This is a genomic window from Sphingomonas pollutisoli (assembly GCF_029167165.1).
Classification (GTDB): Bacteria; Pseudomonadota; Alphaproteobacteria; order Sphingomonadales; family Sphingomonadaceae; genus Sphingomonas; species Sphingomonas pollutisoli.
In genome coordinates this window covers 117,667-137,940 of sequence record NZ_JARFNJ010000005.1, presented here as the reverse complement: position 1 = coordinate 137,940, position 20,274 = coordinate 117,667, and the positions used below count along the sequence as shown (strand labels likewise).

Below are 20,274 nucleotides of genomic sequence, written 5' to 3'. Positions count from 1 at the left end.
CAGCCGCTGCCGAAAGACAAGGGCCGCGGTGTTCCGGGCACCGGGCGCACTCCGGATCAAACCGGCGTGAGCAGATCGCCGCTCGCCTGCATGCGTTCGATATCGCGTTTGGGCGGGGCGCCGAACAGCCGGGCATATTCGCGGCTGAACTGGGATGGGCTTTCATAGCCGACCGCGAAGCCGGCCGAGCCCGCGCTCGCGCCCTCCGACAGCATCAGGCGGCGCGCCTCCTGCAAGCGCAATTGCTTCTGATACTCCAGTGGCGTCATCCGCGTGACCGCCTTGAAATGCTCGTGCAGCGACGATGGGCTCATATTCGCGGCGGCGGCGATGTCGTCGATTCGCAGGTGCTGATCGAAGCCGCGCCGGATAGTGGCGATCGCCCGTCCGACCTGGTTGAGCCGGCTGTCCGCGACGGTCATGTAGCGCAGCGCCGGACCATGCGGGCCGGTAAGCAAACGATAGAGGATTTCACGTTCGATCAGCGGGGCGAGCGCGGGAATGCTCTCCGGCCGATCGAGCAACCGCACCAGCCGGCACGCGGCGTCGATCAGGTCGTCATCGCTCCGGTACACGGCGAGCGCGGGCAGGTCGGCTTTCGGCGCGCGACCGCCTTCGGCGAGGATCAAGTCCGCCAGCGCGGCATGGTCGATATCGATCTTGCAGCAAAGATAGGGCGCGGCGGGGCTCGCCTGCGTGACATGGCCGACCAGCGGTAGGTCCACCGACACCAGCAGATAATGCGCGGGATCGTAGACCAGGTTCCGCTCGCCCAGCGACACATGCTTGGATCCTTGCGCGATCAGGCAAAGGCATGCGTCATACACCGCCGGTAGCGGCACGGTCGGCCGATCGGCGCGGAACAGCGAAAGGCGCGGAACCGCCGTGACCGTCATACCCGTGCGGGGGATTTGAAGCGCGATCGAGGCGGCGAGATCGGCGATGCGGTCCATGCCGCCTTCTGCGCGCGTTCCGCCGCGCCATGCAAGCGCCGGGGGCCATATCCGGAGAATCGGGCAAGGAGTTCGGACGATCGCGCTCACGCCCGCCACCGTTCGCCGCCATTTGAGGCAAGCCGCCCCGGCGAGAGAAAGGGGCGACAGGAAGGGACGATCATGACCACCACCATCGACAAGACGATCCTCATCAGCGGCGCCTCCAGCGGCATCGGCGAGGCCACCGTGCGCGAACTGGCCGCCAGCGGCGCGCGCCTGTTCATCGGCGCACGGCGGAGCGATCGGCTGGAAGCGCTGGCCGCCGAACTCGGCGCCACCGTCGCCTGGCAGAAGCTGGACGTGACCAGCGCGGAGAATTTCGCCGCGTTCGCCGAGGCGGCGGAGGCACGGTTCGGACGGGTCGACGTGCTCATCAACAATGCCGGCGTGATGCCGCTCTCGCCGCTCGCCGCGCTCAAGCAGGACGAATGGACGCGGATGATCGACGTCAATATCCGCGGCGTGCTGAACGGCATCGCGGCGGTGCTGCCCCGGTTCGTCGCGCAACGGTCCGGCCATGTCGTGAACGTCGCGTCGATCGCGGCGCATCTCGTGCTGCCGAGTGCCGCGGTCTATTGCGCGACCAAATATGCGGTCTGGGCGATCAGCGAGGGGCTGCGGCAGGAGCATGACGAGATCCGCAGCACCGTCATCTCGCCGGGTGTCGTCGCGACCGAACTCGGCAACGACATCACCGATCCGGCGATCGCTTCCGCTCTTCAGGACTGGCGCCAGAAGTCGCTGACGCCCGACGCGATCGCACGTGCGATCCGCTATGCGCTCGAGCAGCCCGAAGGCGTGGACATCAACGAAGTGATCGTCCGGCCCACCGCCGCCAACATGTGATCGCTCGCAGGCCGCGGCGCGGGCGGTAGGCTCGCCCGCGCCGCGTGCGGCCTAATCCGGGTTCCGCGAGAACCGGCTGTTCGATCCTGCCGGCCTGTGTTCGCCTGAGACGGGCTTGCCCGCTCGGGCGAACGCAGGATCGGCGGAGCGGATCAGAGGCGTGCGCGCACGCCGAAGAAGAACGCGCGGCCGGTATATTCGTAGAAGGCCGGCACGTTGCTGTATGTCGAGTAGCGCTGCGTGGCGGAGTCGAGCAGGTTCGAACCCTGCACATACACCGTCAGTTGCGGCAGGATGTCGTAGGAGATGCTGCCCGCCAGCTCGTGATAGGGGCGCTGCTTGATCGCGAGCGTGTTGATGTAGCTATACTGCGACGAGGTGAAGCTCGACTGATACTGGTACGACACCGACGCGTTGATGCCATGCTTCTCGTAGAAGATCTTGGCGTTGGCCGAGAACGGCACCGCATCCTGCAAATCGGTGGTCGGCAGCCCCTCACGCTTGGCGCGCGAGCGGTTGTAGGTGGCGTTGGCCTGGAAGCCGAGCCCGTTGTCGAGGAAATACTGGCCGCCCGCCTCGATGCCGTACACGGTCGCGCTGTCGCCGTTGACATAGGTCAGTTCGGTGAACGGGAAGCTCGCCGGCGCGCCCGGCACCTGGTTGGTCGGCACAAGGTTGAACGCGACGGCCTTGGTCGTCACGAAGTTGGTCAGGTGCTTGTAGAAGCCCGCGAGCGTCAGCGCGATGCGGCGGTTCGGATAATATTCGAGCGAGATGTCCGCCTGATCGGCGGAGACGGGCTTCAGGTTCGGGTTGCCGGCATCGGTGACCACCGGGGTGTTGGACTGTGCCGCCGAATAATCCTTGGCCGAGGACAATTCTCCGAACGTCGGCCGCGAGATCGCCTGCGACGCGGCGAGGCGCACGCGGAACCCCCGGGCGATGTCGTAGGAGAAGTTCGCCGAAGGCAGCAGCCGCTGATAACTGCCGCCGCCGGAGATCGGCGCGATCGGGTTGAACACCACGTTGGCGGTGCCGACGCCGACCACGACATAGCTGCGCACGCTCGCGCCGTAGCCAAGTGAATTGACGGTGGTGTTGACGTAGCGAAGGCCGAAATCGCCCTTCCAATTGTCGCCGCCGACGTTGAGCTGGGCATAGGCGTTCCAGGTCTTCTCGGTGATCGCGTAGGATGCGAGCTGGTCCGGCACGATCTGCTGCGTGGCATAGCCGGTCGGGTAGGGCTGGCCGGTATTGGGGTTGATGACGTTTGGATTGTTCTCCGCCTTGGACAGCGACGAGAGATAGGTGTTGATGTCGAACGCCGGAATCGCACGCGGGAAATTGCCGGAAACGTTGGGCAGGATGTGGGTGAACTCGGGCGCCTGCACCACGTTCGCGCCGATCGCCGAGAACGGGAAGGGATAACCGCCGAAATTGTTGGCGGTCGTGTATTGGTTGTCGATCACATCGACCGTCTTCTTGCGGTCGGTATAGGCGCCGCCGAACGCGATCGAGCGCAGCAGGCCGTTATCCGCCTCATACACCAGATCGAGCTTGGCGCTGGTGCTGCGGTCGGAGATGTTCTGGCCCTGGATGCCGATATAGTGAACGCGCAGATCCTGGTTGCCCGCCTGATCGAGCGTACGGTTGGTGACGCTGCCGTCGGCGTTGGGGATGGTCAGGATGAGATCGGGCAAGCCGCCATCACGCGTCGCCACCTGCGCGCGCGAGCCGGGAATGCCCGCGACCACGAAGCGGTTCTGGCCGCCGGTGTTGTCGGACGCCTTGCCGTACGACACGTCGGCGGCGACCTTCAGCCGGTCGGTCGCCTTCCAGTCGATGTGGCCGCCGACCTGATAGGTCACCGAGTTGCGCGGCTCGTCGGTCGACAGAACGTCGATCGTCGCGTCGTTGACCGTGTAGTTGGTGAGAACCTTGTTCTTGTCGATCTGCACGTTGTTGAGATCGTAGCGAACGTTGCCGTCGTTATCGAACGGGGTCAGCCCGACCGAGACGCGGTGGTTGTGCTCGGTATCGGTGTAATTGCTGTAGATGCCGTCGATGCGCAGTTCGAAGCTGTCCGAAGGCTTCCACTGGTAGGCGGTGGACCCGCCCCAGCGCTGGCGCTCGCCCTTCACATAGCCGACGCTGTAGAAATACGGTTCGATCACGCCGCCGCCGTCGGGCGCGTTGACGACGCTGCGCTGGCCGTTCGGGCCGGTGACGATGTCGTAGATGTCGTTGCTCGAATATTCGCCCAGATTGTCGGTGCGGAACTTGTACTTGTTGTACGTGCCCGAGATCAGGAAGCCCATCGTGTCGTTGGCGAAGGTGGTGCTGACCACGCCCGACGCCTTGATGCCGCCCTTCTCCGCGAACTGGTTGTACTGGCCTTCGAGCGAGCCGGCGGCATGGAAGCCGCGGTGATCGAACGGGCGCGCAGTGCGCAGATCGATATTGCCGCCGATGCTGCCTTCGAGCTGTGACGCCTGCGCCGCCTTCTGGATCTCGGCGCCCGAGATCACTTCGGAGGGCAGCACGTCGAACGCGAACGACCGGTCGGGGCCATCGGTCGGCAGCACGCGGCCGTTGAGCGTGGTCAGCGCGAAATTCTCGCCGAGCCCGCGCACCGTGACGCTGCGGCCTTCGCCACGACCGTCGCGGCCGACGGTGACGCCCGGAATGTTGGACAAGGCTTCCGCCACGTTGCGGTTCGGAAATTTGCCGAGTTCTTCCGCCGAGATCGCATCGACGATCGTGGCGGCGTCACGCTTCGTGTCGATCGAGCGCAGCAGGCTGCCGCGCACGCCGCGCACGACGATATCGGTGCCGGTGTCACCCGTCGTCGCGGTCGCATCCCCGCTGGCGCCGGGGCCGGACTGGATGGTCGAGCCGAGGTTGGTCTGGTCGGTCGGCGCGCCGGCGACCGGGCCTTGTTGCTCGGTCTGCGCGACTGCCTGTGATCCCGCGATCAGCGCGGTCGCGCTGATGCCCGTGCAAACGACGTTCCGCCACGATTTAGCGTTGACCATGTTCCGTCCTCCCATTTCGCGATATCATCGTAAGCGACGCGGCGTGCGGCGATCGCTTTGTTGCGCTTTGCTACCTCGCACGAAACAAAGTTGTCAGACGCTTTAAAACGAAACTTGCGGGATGTTGCTGAAAGGTGACGACGCCGCGCTGCGAGCACGGGGACGTCAGGGGAGGCGCCTTACACGGCATAAGGCTTCGTTTTGTAGCGTTCGCCCCGTTTCGCTGATAGCGTGCGCCTCCCCCGATTCGCGAATGGCCGGCGTGCGGCGGATCGGTAGCGCCTCGTAGCTGACAGGAATTCCGCTAAAATGACGCAGAGATTGTCGACCATACGGCGCTTGCGCACCGTCTTCGCCGCCACGTCGGCGTTGATCGCGTCGGTCGCGGCGCAGCAGGCCGCCGCACAGGTGGCGCCGCTCGAACCCTCCGGCCAATTCTCCGCGTATCCGAGCGCGGCGGCGCAGACCCCGCCGATGGGATGGAACCCGTGGAACGCCTTCCGCACCGATGTGGACGAGGCCAAGGTCCGCGCCTCCGCGCAGGCGCTGGTCGATACGGGGCTCGCGGCCAAGGGCTATCGCTATGTGAATATCGACGATGGCTGGGCGTTGAAGCGCCTCCCCGACGGGCGTCTGCGCATCCGCGACAGCATGTTTCCATCCAGCAAGGTGGCGGGCAGCGACGCGGGTTCGTTCCTGCCGTTCACCGCCTTCCTGCACGGGCTCGGCCTTAAAGCGGGCCTCTACACCGATATCGGCCGCAACACCTGTGCGCAGCGCTGGGACGCCGACAGCCGCAACTTGCCCGAAGGCACCGTCGCCGAACGCGAGGTCGGTAGTTTTGGCCATGCCGAGCAGGACATGCGCATCATGTTCGCCGAGTGGAAGTTCGATTACGTCAAGATCGACGCGTGCGGCGTGGCCGATTACACGCCGGCCGATCCGCCGGTGACATCCGGCCAATATCAGGCGTTCGCGCCGCTGATCGTGCGCGGCGATATCCCCAAGTCCGATCCCCGTGCGGTCGAGAAACTCTATGCCGCACTGGGCGAAGCGGCGCGCCGGTTCGGAGGCGACGCCGCCACCCTGTCGATCTGCGCATGGGGCGAAGCGCTCTCGCCGATCTGGGGGCATGTCCATGGCAATCTGTGGCGCACGAGCCCCGACGTCGAATTCACCTGGAAGAGCATGCTCGGCAATTTCGACAGCGTGGTCGATGGCGGCCTCTATGCCGGGCCGGGGCATTGGAACGACCCGGACATGCTCGCGGTCGGCCATGGCGATTTCGATGCGGATCATCCCACCGAGGCACGATCGCACCTGACGATGTGGGCGATCACCGCAGCGCCGCTGCTGCTCGGCTTCGATCTGCGGGGCGCGCCGCCGTCCTTGCTGGATCTGGTCGGCAATACCGAGATGATCGCGATCGATCAGGACGCCGCCGGCAACCAGGGGGTGCCCTATCGCGACGGCGACGCGATGGCGGTGGTCCGCACGCTCGCGGGCACCGGTCAACGCGCGGTCGCGCTGCTCAATCGCGGTGACAAGCCGGTCACGGCCCGCGTCACATGGGCGCAGCTCGGCTTCGCGCCCGGTAGCCGCGCGCGCGTCCGCGACATCTGGGCGCGCGCCGATCGCGCGCCCGCGCGTGACGCCATCACCGCGACCTTGCCCGCGCATGGTGCGCTGCTGCTGCGCGTCCAGGGCGTCGCCGCGGACCCGTCCTCGACGTTGCTCGATGAGATGCCCGCACGGGTGAATATCGCCGCCGACGGGCTGACCGCCGAAACGGCGCTGCCGATGGGCAAGTTCCCCGCGCGCATCGCCGCCGCGCCCGACGGCACGCCGCTCACCGCGGCGGGGCGGACGTTCGCGCATGGCATCGGCCTGTTCGCCAACTCCCGGATCGAAGTGCGTGCCGGCCGCGAATATCGCCGCTTCGTCGCGACGCCGCTGGTCCTCGGCGGCGAGCGGACCGTGCGCTTTCGCGTCTATGCCGATCGCAAGCTGGTCAAGGAGGTCGCGGTCGCGCCGGTGGCAGCGCCCCGACCTATCGAGGCGGACGTCGCCGGGGCCGAGATCGTCGAACTCGTCGCGCTCGACGACGGTGCGCGCGCCGGTCGCCCGCCGATGATCGGCTGGGGCGATGCGGGCTTGCGTCGCCGATAGCATTTGCATGGACAATGCTCGCTTTCCGCACGAAGGCGCGGACGACATAATGGGACGACCGGCACCGGGCCGGGCTGTGGTGGAAACAGGCACGTGAGCAAGGAAGACGGCGGCATGGTCCGCGACACCAGTGAGCGACGGCTGCGCATCAGCGCCATGGTCCGTGAGCGCGGCAGCGTGCAGGTCGCGCCGCTCGCGAAGCGGTTTGGCGTGTCGATGCAGACGATCCGCAAGGATCTGCGCTATCTCGAGACGCGTGGCGTGATGGAGCGATCGTATGGCGGGGCGATCAGTGCCGACGCGGTCAACGTCACGGCCGAGCCGGCGGTCGAGGTGAAGCGTTCGAGCCATGCCGACGAGAAGGTGCGGATCGGGAAGCTCGCCGCCTCGATGGTCCGCCCCGGCGAGTCGATCGTGCTCGATTCGGGCACCACCACGCTACAGATCGCGCACTTCCTGCCCGATGACGAGGATATCACCGTCCTCACCAATGATCTCGATATCCTGTCGGTGCTGGCTGCCAAGGAACGGCTCAACATCGTCATGCTCGGCGGTATGCTGCGCCGCAAGAACCGCGCGTTTTATGGTGCGCAGACGGTGGCAGCGCTGGAGAATCTCCGCGTCGACAAGCTGTTTCTGGGCGTCGACGGCTTCGACATCGAATGCGGCATCACCACCCATTATGAACCGGAAGCGCTGCTCAACCGCAAAATGGTCGAGGCGGCGCGCGAGGTAATCGCGGTGACGGACGTGTCTAAGTTCGGCCGCGTCTGCTTGCACCGCATCGTCAAGGTCGAGGATATCCAGCACCTCATCGCCGACAACCGCGTGCCCGCCGATATCCACGCGGCCTCGCAACGCCTGGGCTTCCGCATCCACGAGGCGTGAGCGGGGGCGTCCGTAACGAGGAGCGGCTCCGGCCCGTGTCGGGGCCGAGGCCGGGCAGGGCGTCACCCCTTCAAGTGAAAGAAGCGCCGCGCGTTGGCGTAATAGATCTTGTCGATCACCGCGCGCGGCAGCGCCAGCCCCGGTGCGTCCGCCTTGATCGCGGCGATCGGCTGCGACAGCGGCGTGGCGAGATAACGCCAGTCCGAGCGCCACATATCATCGGCTTCCTTGGTGAAATTGCCCGTCGTCGGCGGGTTTTGCGCGCGTGCATTGGGATCGAGCGGGCTGTCGGTCAGGTCGGTGCCGTACATCAGCCGGTCCTGATACTTGATGAAGAAATCGCGTACCTTGGCGCGGTTCGCATTGGACTGGACCTGCACCTGGCTCATCCGCGCTGCGAGATCGACCATCGCATTCGGGTAGGTGTCGAGGAACTTGGCGAGTTCGTCGACGCTCCACTCCAGGCTCGCCATATGCGCACCGTCGAAGGCGAGTTTGGGGTGGCGCGCAACAAAGCGGTCGCGCACCGCCATGAGCTGCTCGTAGCTCGGCTCCTCCGGGTGGCGATACATGTAATATTCGGGATGTTCGCTGAAATAGGTGCGGTCGTTGTCGGTCGTCATCTGGTCGAGCGGCAACCAACAGTTCTTCGGCTCGCCCTGATGCGCGATCAGCGGGTGTCCGCGCGCCTGGATGTGCGCCATGACCGGATCGAACCGCGGATCGTCCAGGAAGACGCGCTTGCCGGCGGTGTCCTTGGCGATCATGCCTATGTTCTTCCACACCTTCACCGCGACCGCGCCGTGCGCGAAGCCGTCATCGACCGCGCGCGTCGCTTGCGCGGTCCAGTTCTTGCCGCCGAACCCGTCCATCGAAAAGGTGGTGGCGAAGTGGAAGCGCTTGGGATCGGCCGCGTGCATCTTGTACGCGATACGTGCCTGGACGGCGAGTGGCGGGAAATCCGGATAATCGACGTTGATCGACAGCAGCTCGAATCCGTCTTTGCGGGCTACGGAGAGGAAATCCGGCGCGTCGCGATTGGCGTGAACATGCGCGTCGAGCTTGGCGACGCGGGTGAAATCCGCTTCGCCATAGGTGCTGGGGGCCGGGCCGGCACCGACGAGCGCCAGCGCGGCGAGGGGAAGCAGTGTCGTCGACAGGCGCATCATACTCTCCAAACGAAACGTAACGAAATGCATCCTATGTTGCGTTTTGGTTTGCGCAAGCGATAACCTTCGGGCACATCCTTGGCCAAAGCCGCGCTTCCGGTTCCGAGCGGCTGTTCACGAGAGGCTTGTCCGTGTCGCAATCGCATCTGTCCCGTCGTGGCGCGCTGTCGCGGCTTTCGGGCGCCGCCGCGCTCATCGCAACGTCCCCGGCGGCCTTCGCCCGAGTGGCACTGAAAGAGGCGCCGATCCTGCCGCTGAGCGACGGCGTGCTGACCATCGCGTTCGATACGGGGATGCACTCGCGCGTTTCCATGCGCGGCAAGCCGCTGACCGCGATGGAGCCGGGGGAGGCGATTCGTCTCGGCGACCAGCGTGTCGTCGACCGGTTCCTCCTCGTCGAACACACGCAGGACCAGATCGCTGGCGGCCGCGTCCACCACCTGCGTGGCACGGCCGAAGGGATCGAGAAGCGCATCACGGTGACCTTCCTCGCGGCTTACCCCGGACTGGCGTTGCTCGACATCCGCTATCGCAACACCGGTGCCGCGCCGCTCGCGGTGGCGGGATGGCAGGCGGCGACGCACGATCTCCTGTCGCATCCAGACGGCGCGTGGAGTTTCTCCGGCGCTTCCTACCCCGATCGCCGCGACTGGGTGCAGCCGATCCGCCCCGGCACCGGCCAGCGCAACTTCATGGGGATGAACGCGACCGATTACGGCGGCGGCACGCCGGTCGCGGTGGTGTGGCGGCGCGACGCCGGGATCGCGGTCGGCCATGTCGACACCGTGCCACGTCTGGTCTCGCTGCCGGTCGCGGGCCAGCCGGGCGGCACGCGCATCGCCATCGTGGGCGATCAGGGGGCGGTGGTGCCGCCGGGGGGCACGCTCGCGCTGCCGCCGGTGTTCCTGATGGTGCATGAAGGGGACCATTTCCGCCCGCTCGACGCCTATCGCCGTCTGATGGCCGAGCGAGGCTTCGCCGCGCCCGCCATCCCCGAGCCGAGCTATGCGCCAGTGTGGTGCGCCTGGGGCTATGGCCGCGATTTCAAAATTCCCGAAGTGCTCACCGCCATGGGCAAGGCCAAGGAGATCGGCCTCGAATGGGCGGTGCTCGACGATGGCTGGCAGACCTCGGAGGGCGACTGGAAGCTCAACCCCGCCAAGTTCCCGCGCGGCGACGCGGACATGAAAGCCTTCGCCGCGCAGATCAAGGCGGGCGGCATGCGCCCGCGGCTGTGGCTCGCGCCGCTCGCCGCCGATCCCGGCACCGATCTGCTGCGCGATCACCCGGACATGCTGCTGCTCGACGCGAACGGCGCGGCGCAGAACGTCAGCTTCTGGGATGCGTTCACGCTGTGCCCGGCCTATCCGCCGGTGGTCGATTACTTTCGCGGCCAGATCCGGCGCATCCTCGGCTGGGGATTCGAAGGGCTGAAGCTCGACGGCCAGCATCTCAACGCCGTCGCGCCCTGCTACAACCCGGCGCACAAGCACGCGCGGCCCGAGGAATCGTACGAGAAGCTCCAGGATTTCTGGAAGGCGCTTTATGACGAGGCGATCTCGATCAATCCGAACGCGGTGATGGAAATCTGCCCGTGCGGCGATTCCTTCGCGTTCCACAACATTCCCGGCATGAACCACACGCCGGCATCGGACCCGACCTCGTCTTGGCAGATCCGCCTGAAGGGCAAGACGTTCAAGGCGATGATGGGGCCGTCCGCGCCGTTCGCGGGCGATCATGTCGAACTCAGCGACCGCCACGACGATTTCGCGACGCATTACGGCATCGGCGCGATCCTCTCGACTAAGTTCACCTGGCCGAACGATCCGGTCGGTACCACCGATCCGCTGCCGCCGGGCGGTATCGCGCTGCACCCCCAGAAGGAGGCGCTGTGGCGCAAGTGGATCGCGCTGTACCACGCCAACATGCTGCCCAAGGGCGAGTATCTCGGCGGGTTGTATGATATCGGCTTCGACAAGCCGGAAAGTCATGCGATCCGCAAGGACGGGCGGATGCATTATGCGTTCTACGCGGATCTCTGGTCGGGCGCGGTCGTCTTGCGCGGCCTGCCGCCGGGGCGGCACCGGGTGACCGACAGCTTCACGGGCAAGCCGCTCGGCACCGTTTCCGGGCCGCAAGCGCGCTTGCCCGCCACGTTCGAGCATTTCCTGGTGCTCGAAACCACGCCTCTCGACGGAAAGACCAACGCATGACCGCAACCTCTCCGGGCGGCCGCGCCTGGCTGCTCAACGCGATGGCCACGGTGGTGCTGTGGGGTATATGGGGCGCGTTCTCGGGCCTGTCCCCGCAGCACGGTTTTCCCGAGACGTTGGTCTATTGCGTCTGGGCGCTGACGATGATCCCGCCCGCCTTGATCGTGCTCGCGCTCGCCAAGTGGAAGCTCGATGTGAACCCGCGCGCGATCGCCTATGGCGTCGCGGTCGGCGCGCTTGGTGCGGGCGGGCAGATGGTGCTGTTCTACGCGGTGACGCGCGGGCCGGCCTATCTGATCTTCCCCGTCATCTCGCTGTCGCCGGTCGTCACGATCGCGCTGTCGTTCCTGTTCATGGGCGAGCGTACCGGGCGGCTCGGGGCAATCGGCATCCTGCTCGCGCTGCTCGCGCTGCCGACCTTCGATTTCGCGCCCGGCGGGGATGCGCAGGGCGGCGGCTGGCTGATCCTCGCGCTGATCGTTATGGTGTGCTGGGGCTTGCAGGCCTATTTCATGAAGTCCGCCAACGGCGTGATGTCTGGCGAGAGCATCTTCTTCTACATGACGGTGACGGGTCTGGCGCTGGTACCGGTCGCGCTGTCGCTCACCGATTTCAGCCGGCCGATCAACTATGGGCTCGACGGCCCCGGCCTCGCGGCGGTGATCCAGGTGCTGAACGCGATTGGCGCGCTCACGCTCGTATTCGCGTTCCGCTACGGCAAAGCGATCATCGTTGCCCCGCTGACCAACGCGGGCGCGCCGCTCGCCACCGCGATCATCTCGCTCGTCGCACTCGGCGTCATGCCCGGCCCGATCAAGCTGGTCGGCATCATCCTCGCCGTCGCCGCCTCGCTGCTGCTCGCGGTGGAGCCCGACACCAAAGACGAAAGCGCCGTGCTCGCGGAAGTGTAAGTTTCGTTTAGCATCTATTTGTTGTCTTATGCATCCAAGGCCACTAAGAAGCCGCCAAAGGAGTAGCCGATGGAGATGATTCGAAATCTCGTTGCCGAACATAAGAGCGGAAAGACGGTGGGCATCACCTCGATCTGCTCGGCGCATCCGCTGGTGATCGAGGCGACGTTCGCGCACGCGCTTGGCCGGGACGCCGCGTTCGTGCTGATCGAGGCGACGTCCAACCAGGTCAATCAGGACGGTGGCTACACCGGCATGGTGCCTGCCGATTTCCGCGCCTTCGTGGAAGGCATCGCCGATCGGCTCGGCTATCCGCGCGACCGGCTCGTGCTGGGCGGCGACCATCTCGGCCCCAATGCCTGGACCGCGCTGCCGGCCGATCAGGCGATGGCCAAGGCCGAGGTGATGATCGCGGACTATGTGCGTGCCGGCTTCTCGAAGATCCATCTCGATTGCTCGATGTCCTGCGCGGACGACCCCACGCCGCTCCCCGAGCGCACCATCGCCGAGCGCGCGGCGCGCCTGTGCCGGGTGGCGGAGGACGCCTACACCGGAGAGCCTACGCGCGCGCCGGTCTATGTGATCGGCACCGAAGTGCCGGTGCCCGGCGGCGCGGCGGAGGATCTCGACACGCTCGCCGTCACCACCCCCGAGGCGGCGCTCGCCACGCTCGACATGCACCGTGCGCTGTTCGCGGAAAGCGGCCTGCAAGCCGCGTGGGAGCGGGTGATCGCCACCGTCGTCCAGCCTGGTGTCGAATTCGACCACATGAAGGTGGTAGATTACGACCCCGCCGCCGCGACGGCGCTGAGCGAGGCGATCGTGCCGGTCGACCATATCGTGTTCGAGGCGCATTCCACCGACTATCAATCCGCGAGCGCGCTCGCCGCGTTGGTGCGCGATCACTTCGCGATCCTGAAGGTCGGCCCCGGCGTCACCTTCGCGTTGCGTGAGGCGCTCTGGGCGCTCGACGCGATCGAGCGCGAGACGGTGCCGGCGGACCAGAGCGCGAACCTTCGCGAAACCGCGATCGCGCGGATGAAGGCCGAACCCGGCAATTGGCGCAAATATTATCATGAGAGCGGCGACGCGCTCGATCTCCAGCTCCAATATTCGCTGAGCGATCGCATCCGCTACTATTGGCCGGACGCGCAGATCGCGGCCGCGCAGGCCGTGCTGTTCGACAATCTGCGGGAGCATGTGCCGCCGTTGCCGCTGCTCAGCCAGTATTTGCCTGTCGCCTATGCCGCCGTGCGCGCCGGCACCGCGACGCTCGACCCCATCGATCTGATCGTCGCGCACATCGGCGCGACGCTCGATGCCTATTACGGAGCCTGTAACCCCAATGCTTGACAGCACCCTCGCGGTCGCCCAGCCCTCCACGGGCGATGAGAGCTGGACGCGACGCGAAATCCTCCAGCAACCCGCCACGTTGCGCGCGACCCAGGCGATCCTCGACGCGCGCCGGGACGAGATCGACGCGTTCATGCGCCCGCTGCTCGACCAGCGCGGCCTGCGGATCATGCTGTGCGGCGCGGGGACGTCGGCGTTCATCGGCGAATGCCTCGCGCCGTGGCTGTCGGCGACGCTGGGCCGCCCGGTCGAAGCGGTCGCGACGACCGATATCGTGAGCGCGCCGCACCTCTATCTCGATGCGGGCCGGCCGACGCTGATGGTGTCGTTCGGGCGCTCCGGCAACAGCCCGGAAAGCGTCGCCGCCGTCGATCTGGCGGATGCGCGCATCGCCTCGGTCCATCACCTCGTCATCACTTGCAACGCGCAGGGCGCGCTGTCGCGCCGGCAGCCCGGCAATACCTTCGTCGTGTTGTTGCCCGAGGAGACGCACGATCGCGCCTTCGCGATGACGTCCAGCTTCAGCGCGATGATGCTCTCTGCGCTGTCGATCTTCACCGGGGCGGGCACGATGCCGGCGCGTGTCGAGGCGATCGCCAACGCGGTCGAGGCGATGCTCGGCCGTTCGGACCATGCGGCGGAGACGCTCGCCGGCGCCGATTTCGAACGCGTCGTCTATCTCGGCAGCGGCGTGTTCCAGGGCCTCGCGCGCGAGGCCGCGCTCAAGCTGCTCGAACTCACCGACGGTGCGATTCCGACCGCGTTCGATTCGTCGCTCGGCTTCCGCCACGGCCCCAAGACGATCGTCACGCCGCGTACGCTGGTGGTCGTGTTCGTCTCGAATGATCCGCTGACGCGCCTGTACGATCTCGACATCATCGAGGAATTGCGCGCCGATGGCCGATGTGGCGCCGTGATCGTGATCGCCGCGCGTGAGGCCGCCGGCGAGACCTTGCTGGTCGAGCATGCCGCCGACCTCGTCGATGCCGACCTGCTGTTCCCCTACATCACCTTCGCCCAGCTCTACGGCCTGCATTGCTCGCTGCGGCTCGGCCGCACGCCGGATCAGCCCAACGCCAACGGTACGGTCAATCGCGTCGTGCAGGGCGTTCGAATCCACACGCCGGCCGCATGACCTTGTACCTCGGCATCGATGGCGGCGGCACGAAGACCGAGTTTGTCTGCATCGATCAGACCGGCGCGGTGAGGGCGCGCGCGTTGACGGGCACGACCTATCATCTTCAGGTCGGGCTGGACGAAGCTGTCGCGCGGCTGGCCAAGGGCATCGACGCGATCTGCGCCCAACTGTCCGTCTCACGGGAACAGTTCGGATATGTGTTCTTCGGTTTGCCGGCGTTCGGCGAAGATGCGGTCGTCGATCCGCTGCTTCGCGCCGCATGCGGGCAACTGCTGGGCCATGACCGCTATGCGTGCGACAACGACATGGTGTGCGGCTGGGCCGGGTCGCTGGCCTGTGCGGATGGGATCAATCTCGTCGCCGGCACCGGTTCGATCGCTTATGGCGAGCGGCAAGGCCGGAAGGCACGCGCCGGCGGCTGGGGCGAGATTTTCAGCGACGAAGGTTCGGCCTATTGGATCGCGATCCAGGGGCTCAATCTCTTCACGCGCATGAGCGACGGGCGCGTGGCCGAAGGCCCGCTGCGGGGCGCGTTCGTCGAGGCGTTCGACCTCGGTGCCGATCTCGATATCTGCGCGCGGGTGATGGGTGAGCGCGGTCTGGCGCGCGATGAGATCGCCGCGCTGGCGCCGATCGTATCGCGCGCGGCGGCGGACGGGGACATCGAGGCGGCGGCGATCCTCGAGCGCGCCGCGGTCGAACTGGTCGAGATCGCGCACGCGCTGCGGGGCAAATTGGGGTTCCTGGCCGACGAGACGGTTTCGCTGTCGTGGTCGGGCGGGGTGCTCACCAAATTGGCGGAGGTGCGCGAGCCGTTCCTGCGCGGGCTGGAGCGGCGCGGGCGATATGAATTGGTCACGCCCCGACACGAACCGGGCGTCGGCGCGGCGCTGTATGCGGCGTTGCTGGAGCGCAACGCGGCCTGAGCGGGACAGGGTCGGTCGGCATCGTCGCGGCCGCTGTAACATTATATGTCCGGCGATATCCCTCCTCACAACTGGCTTGCGTCCGGAAACGTTTACGGCCAAGCTCGGCTCCCGTGTTCGGAGCATTCGTGGCGCCTCAAGCGCGCGCGGCATGTGAAAAGACACGTAGACTGGCTGTTCCGCCTCGACGGGCAGCCATGTCGCGGCAACAGTATCGCGCGTATCAGCGCGAGCGTTACGCGTGGCGGCAACGGCCGACCGCGAGTCGTTTGGGGTAGGGGATCAAGATGAAGTTCAACGATATTCTCGTCGGCGCCAGCGCGCTCGTCCTCGCGTCGCCGGCGCTCGCCAAAGACGCGCCACGCGTCCAGCCGGTCCAGGTCGATCCCGCGCGGCCGGATTGGGAAAATCCGGCGGTGTTCGCGCGGGGCAAGATGCCGGCGCACGCGACCGGCTTCCCGTTCGAGAGCCGCGCCGCCGCGCTCGCCGGCGACCGGACGCGCTCGGCCCGTTTCCTCAGCCTCGACGGCACGTGGAAGTTCGCATTGTCGCCCTCGTCCGACGCGACGCCGGCGGGCTTCGAGCAGCCGGGCTATGATGTCGCCTCCTGGGCCGATATCAAGGTGCCAGCGGACTGGCAGGCGCAAGGGTTCGATCAGGCGCGCTACAACAACATCAACTATCCTTTCCCGCCCGACCGCCCGTTGATCCCGCATGCGACCAATCCGGTCGGCAGCTATCGCCGCGACGTCACGCTGCCGGCGGGCTGGAGCGGGCAGGATGTCATCCTTCACATCGGCGCGGCGGGATCGGCGTACGACGTCTGGGTTAACGGCAAGAAGGTCGGCTATTCGCAGGATTCGAAACTGCCGAGCGAGTTCGACGTCACCCGCTTCGTCGCGCCGGGCCGCAACACCATCGCGATCCAAATTCATCGCTGGTCGGACGGTTCGTATCTGGAGGACCAGGATTTCTGGCGCGTCTCAGGGATCGAGCGCGAAGTCTATCTGATGGCCGCGCCGAAGACGCGTGTGAACGACATCTTCGTCCATGCCGGGCTCGACGCCGCCTATCGCGACGGCGTCCTGTCGACGGATGTGGCCGTCTCCCCGTCGGCCAAGCCGGTTACGGCGCGGATGACGCTGCTCGATGGTGAGCGCACCCTGCTCGTGCGTGCGCAGACGGTCGCCGCCGGATCGAGCGAGCGGACGGTGACGCTCGCTGCGCCGGTGCCCGGCGTGAAGCCCTGGTCGGCGGAGACGCCCAACCTCTACACGCTGCTGATCGAGCTGGTCGGCGCCGATGGCAAGGTGCTCCAGGCGACGCCGCAGCGGATCGGCTTCCGTACCGTCGAGATGAAGAACGGGCTGGTCAGCGTCAACGGCAAGCCGATCGTGATCCGCGGCGTCAACCGCCACGAGCATGATCCCGAGACCTTCCACGTCATCTCCGAAGCGTCGATGCGGCGCGACATCGAATTGATGAAGCGTAACAATATCAACGCGGTACGCACGTCGCATTATCCCAATGATCCGCGCTGGTACGCGCTTGCGGACGAATATGGCCTGTACGTGATGGACGAGGCCAATATCGAAAGCCACGCGTACATGGAGTATGGAAACAATCACCTGGGCGAGCGTGCCAAATATCAGATCGGCTTCGATCCGGCGTGGCAGGACGCGCATGTCAGCCGCGTCGCCAACATGGTCGAGCGCGACAAGAACCATCCGTCGATCATCTTCTGGTCGCTCGGCAACGAAGCCGGGATCGGCCCCAATTTCGCGGCCGCCGCCAAAGCCGCCAAGACGCGCGATCCAGGCCGGCTGATCAGCTATCTTGGCTGGGGCACGTTGGAAGAGCATCAGCCCAACGATTATGCCGACATCTACGCGCCAATGTACGACAGCGCCGAGAAATTGGCCGATTATGCCACCAACTGGAACTTCAGGCAGCCGCTGATCGAGTGCGAATATGCGCACATGATGGGCAATTCGGGCGGCGACCTTAAGGAGTATTGGGATGTGATCTACGCGCATCCCGACAAGCTGCAGGGCGGCTTCGTCTGGGACTGGGTCGATCAGTCGATGTACCGCTACACCAAGGACGGGCGGCGCTATTGGGGGGACGGCAGCGAATATGGCCCGAACCCGACCGGGGAGATCGAGTTCGGCGACGGGTTGCTCCAGTCCGACCGGACCCCCAATCCGGCGCTGTACGAAGTGCGTAAAGTGTATGCGCCGATCCAGTTCGAGGCATTCGACCCCGCGACCGGCCGCGTGACGCTGCGCAACCGGCACGACTTCCGCGATCTGTCGGGCTTCGCCTTCGACTGGGAGGTTCAAGAGGACGGCGTCGCGGTCGCCAAAGGAACGCTGCCGGCGTTGACCACGGCGCCGCACGCGACTGATACGCTGACGATCCCGGTCGGGACGATCGCGCGGAAGCCGGGCGCGGAATATTTCGTGACGGTGCGTGCGGTGGCGCGGCCCGGTGCGGTGCCGTTGGTGCCGACGGGTCATGTGGTGGGCTGGGAGCAGTTCGCGCTCGGCGAACGGCCGGCGGCCAGGGCGGCTCAAGTCGGCGGTGCGGCGGTGACGGTGCGGCAGGCGGGAGACGTCATCACGCTATCGGCAGCGGATGCGACGCTCGCGATCGACCGCAAGACCGGTCTCGTGCGCGGCTATGCGCGCGGCGGCAAACCGCTCGCGAGCGGCGGCGCGCCGCATTTCTGGCGGGCGGTGACCGACAACGACATCGGCATCGGCACCGACCGGCAACTCGCTGTTTGGAAGACGATGAGCGAGACGCGGACGGTGCGCGGCGTGTCCTCGACCGACGCGCCCGACGGCGGTGCGGCGGTGCGGATCGACTATGAGCTGGGCGATGGCGCCGCGCGCTTCCAGTCGATCTACACGATGGCGCGCGACGGCGGCGTCACGGTGACGGGTGCGCTCGATCCGGTTCGCCCCGACCTGCCGCCGCCGTTCCGCGTCGGCTTCGCCTTCGCGCTGCCAAGCGACATCACCACCGCCGAATGGTACGGCCGGGGACCGCATGAAAGCTATGTCGACCGCAAGACTTCGGCGCCGATCGGGCTGTGGCGCGGGCCGATCGCCGCGCAGAACCATGACTATATCCGGCCGCAGGAGACCGGCAACAAGGTCGACGTCCGCTGGATGGAAGTGAGCGGCGCGGGCCGAGGGCTGCGTGTCGCGGGCGATACGCCGCTGATGATGAACGTGCTCGCCTTTCCCTATGCCGATCTCGACCGGCACACGCCGGGGACGTGGAAATCGACCGATGTCGTGCCGCACGATCAGGTCACGCTGCTGGTGGATGGGGCGCAATGGGGCGTCGGCGGCGACACGCAGTGGAGCGACGTCGGCAAGCCCCTGCCAAAATATCGCGTGCCCCTGGCGCCGACCCGCGTGACGTTCCGCATGGCGGGGTTCGCCGGCGAGGGGACGACCCCTGACAAGGCACGCGCCGCGACCGCGACGACCGGCGAGGAATAGAGCGCCGGGCGGGGCGCCCCGCCCGGCGCTCAGGGCAAGTTTTGAATGTGGTGACTGGTGCCGAGGCGAAGCGTCATCGGCCACCGCATTTGCAGCAGCGCCGCGTCCTTGGTGTCGTGCGCGGCCAGCGTTCCCACCAGCGCGTTGGCGAGCGCCAGTCCGAGCTCGTCGAGCGCGAGCGTGAAGCAGGTGAGGTCCGGCGACAATGCGCGGCAGGCGGGGTTGTCGCGCAGGCCGATCAGCGCGATGTCTCGGCCGGGTTCTAGGCCGAGACCGCGCAACGCGCGATATGCCCCCACCGGCGCGGTCTCGCCCATGAGCAGCAGCGCGGAGGGCCGATCCGCCAGCATCATCAGGTGGTGCGCGGTCGATTCGCCGTCATTCTCGTCCGTGTCGCCATTGTGGACCAACGCGGGATCGAACGGGATGCCGGCGACGGCAAGCGCGGTCCGGTAGCAGTCGACGATGATGTGGCTGTTGTTGATCGCGGCCGGTGGCGCGACGAGGCCGATGCGGCGATGACCGGCGGCGGCGAACAGCGCGATCGCCTCCGCGATCACGTTTTCGAAATCGAGATCTATCCAGGCGAACGGCGCCGCCATCGCCGACCGGCCCAGCGCGACGAACGGGATCTTCTGGTTCAGCAGGAAATCGATCCGGTCGTCCTGATATTGGGTGGCGGAGAGCAACCACGCATCGACAGTGCCGCGCGCGACGTGACGGCGCAGGAAAGTGAGGCCATCCTCGCCTTTGCGCGCGAGCAATATGACCAGATCCAGCCCGTGCTCGGTCAAGGCGCTTTGCACGCCTTCCCACAGCGCCATGAAGAAGGGTTCGCCGTGGACCGCGCTGTCATGTTCCAGCGTGAGCATGAAGCCGATCGTGCCGGTGCGCCCGCTGCGCAGCGTGCGCCCCGACTGATTCGGGGTGTACCCGAGTCGGGCTGCGGCTTCGAGCACGCGCTGGCGGGTGGCGGGGCTGACGTCCTTACGGTCGTTCAGCGCACGCGAAACCGTGCCGATCGAAAGCTCCAGGTGGCTGGCAAGCGCGCGAATGTCCATACGGCCTGATCCCAATCCGGGCCTGATTAGGCAAGCGGATTGACAAGATCGCGAG

General features: G+C 66.5%; 13 protein-coding genes. 9 read left to right on the top strand and 4 right to left on the bottom strand.

From position 1 onward, the window contains the following. Positions 1 to 56 precede the first annotated feature (56 nt). The gene (locus tag PX554_RS12435) at positions 57 to 953 is read right to left on the bottom strand and encodes an AraC family transcriptional regulator (protein WP_275502157.1); all 897 of its coding nucleotides are present in this window, start codon (positions 951 to 953) and stop codon (positions 57 to 59) included. Positions 954 to 1,115: 162 nt separating this feature from the next. Here PX554_RS12435 and PX554_RS12430 point away from each other — a divergent pair, with 162 nt between their 5' ends. After that, positions 1,116 to 1,841, top strand: a complete 726-nt coding sequence (locus PX554_RS12430; RefSeq protein WP_275502155.1) for an SDR family oxidoreductase — start codon at positions 1,116 to 1,118, stop codon at positions 1,839 to 1,841. 152 nt (positions 1,842 to 1,993) lie between these two features. Here PX554_RS12430 and PX554_RS12425 read toward each other — a convergent pair whose 3' ends face one another. Continuing rightward, complete coding sequence (locus PX554_RS12425; RefSeq protein ID WP_275502153.1) at positions 1,994 to 4,876, bottom strand: TonB-dependent receptor; 2,883 nt, start codon at positions 4,874 to 4,876, stop codon at positions 1,994 to 1,996. A gap of 309 nt (positions 4,877 to 5,185) precedes the next feature. Here PX554_RS12425 and PX554_RS12420 point away from each other — a divergent pair, with 309 nt between their 5' ends. Together PX554_RS12420 and agaR are read left to right on the top strand one after the other, a co-directional pair. Further along, positions 5,186 to 7,045: an NPCBM/NEW2 domain-containing protein gene (locus tag PX554_RS12420; RefSeq protein WP_275502151.1), complete on the top strand. Its 1,860-nt coding sequence runs from the start codon at positions 5,186 to 5,188 to the stop codon at positions 7,043 to 7,045. Positions 7,046 to 7,138: 93 nt separating this feature from the next. Beyond that, positions 7,139 to 7,933 (top strand): transcriptional repressor AgaR, encoded by a 795-nt coding sequence (gene agaR, locus PX554_RS12415; RefSeq protein WP_275502149.1) that lies wholly within the window; start codon positions 7,139 to 7,141, stop codon positions 7,931 to 7,933. A gap of 62 nt (positions 7,934 to 7,995) precedes the next feature. On the opposite strand, the gene PX554_RS12410 is transcribed toward agaR, so the two are convergent. Then, entirely contained in the window at positions 7,996 to 9,099 is a 1,104-nt protein-coding gene (locus PX554_RS12410; protein WP_275502147.1) for an amidohydrolase family protein, read from the bottom strand. Between the two features lie 134 nt (positions 9,100 to 9,233). Between PX554_RS12410 and PX554_RS12405 the strand changes: the two genes are divergently transcribed. The 6 genes from PX554_RS12405 (at position 9,234) to PX554_RS12380 (ending at position 19,158) form a co-directional block, all read left to right on the top strand. Next, positions 9,234 to 11,315, top strand: coding sequence for a glycoside hydrolase family 36 protein (locus tag PX554_RS12405; RefSeq protein WP_275502145.1), 2,082 nt, complete (start codon positions 9,234 to 9,236; stop codon positions 11,313 to 11,315). Beyond that, on the top strand, positions 11,312 to 12,226 hold the full coding sequence (locus PX554_RS12400) for a DMT family transporter (protein ID WP_275502140.1): 915 nt from the start codon (positions 11,312 to 11,314) through the stop codon (positions 12,224 to 12,226). Before PX554_RS12405 ends, PX554_RS12400 begins: the two co-directional genes overlap by 4 nt. Positions 12,227 to 12,295: 69 nt before the next feature. Beyond that, positions 12,296 to 13,579, top strand: a complete 1,284-nt coding sequence (locus tag PX554_RS12395) for a D-tagatose-bisphosphate aldolase, class II, non-catalytic subunit (RefSeq protein ID WP_275502138.1) — start codon at positions 12,296 to 12,298, stop codon at positions 13,577 to 13,579. After that, a complete protein-coding gene (locus PX554_RS12390) occupies positions 13,572 to 14,714 on the top strand; it encodes an SIS domain-containing protein (protein WP_093222081.1) in 1,143 nt (380 codons plus the stop codon). The genes PX554_RS12395 and PX554_RS12390 overlap by 8 nt, the downstream gene beginning before the upstream one ends. Next, entirely contained in the window at positions 14,711 to 15,643 is a 933-nt protein-coding gene (locus PX554_RS12385; RefSeq protein WP_275502130.1) for an N-acetylglucosamine kinase, read from the top strand. Before PX554_RS12390 ends, PX554_RS12385 begins: the two co-directional genes overlap by 4 nt. 287 nt (positions 15,644 to 15,930) lie before the next feature. Next, positions 15,931 to 19,158, top strand: a complete 3,228-nt coding sequence (locus PX554_RS12380; protein WP_275502128.1) for a glycoside hydrolase family 2 TIM barrel-domain containing protein — start codon at positions 15,931 to 15,933, stop codon at positions 19,156 to 19,158. 29 nt (positions 19,159 to 19,187) lie between these two features. Here PX554_RS12380 and PX554_RS12375 read toward each other — a convergent pair whose 3' ends face one another. Then, positions 19,188 to 20,219, bottom strand: coding sequence for a substrate-binding domain-containing protein (locus PX554_RS12375; protein WP_093222072.1), 1,032 nt, complete (start codon positions 20,217 to 20,219; stop codon positions 19,188 to 19,190). Positions 20,220 to 20,274 lie beyond the last annotated feature (55 nt).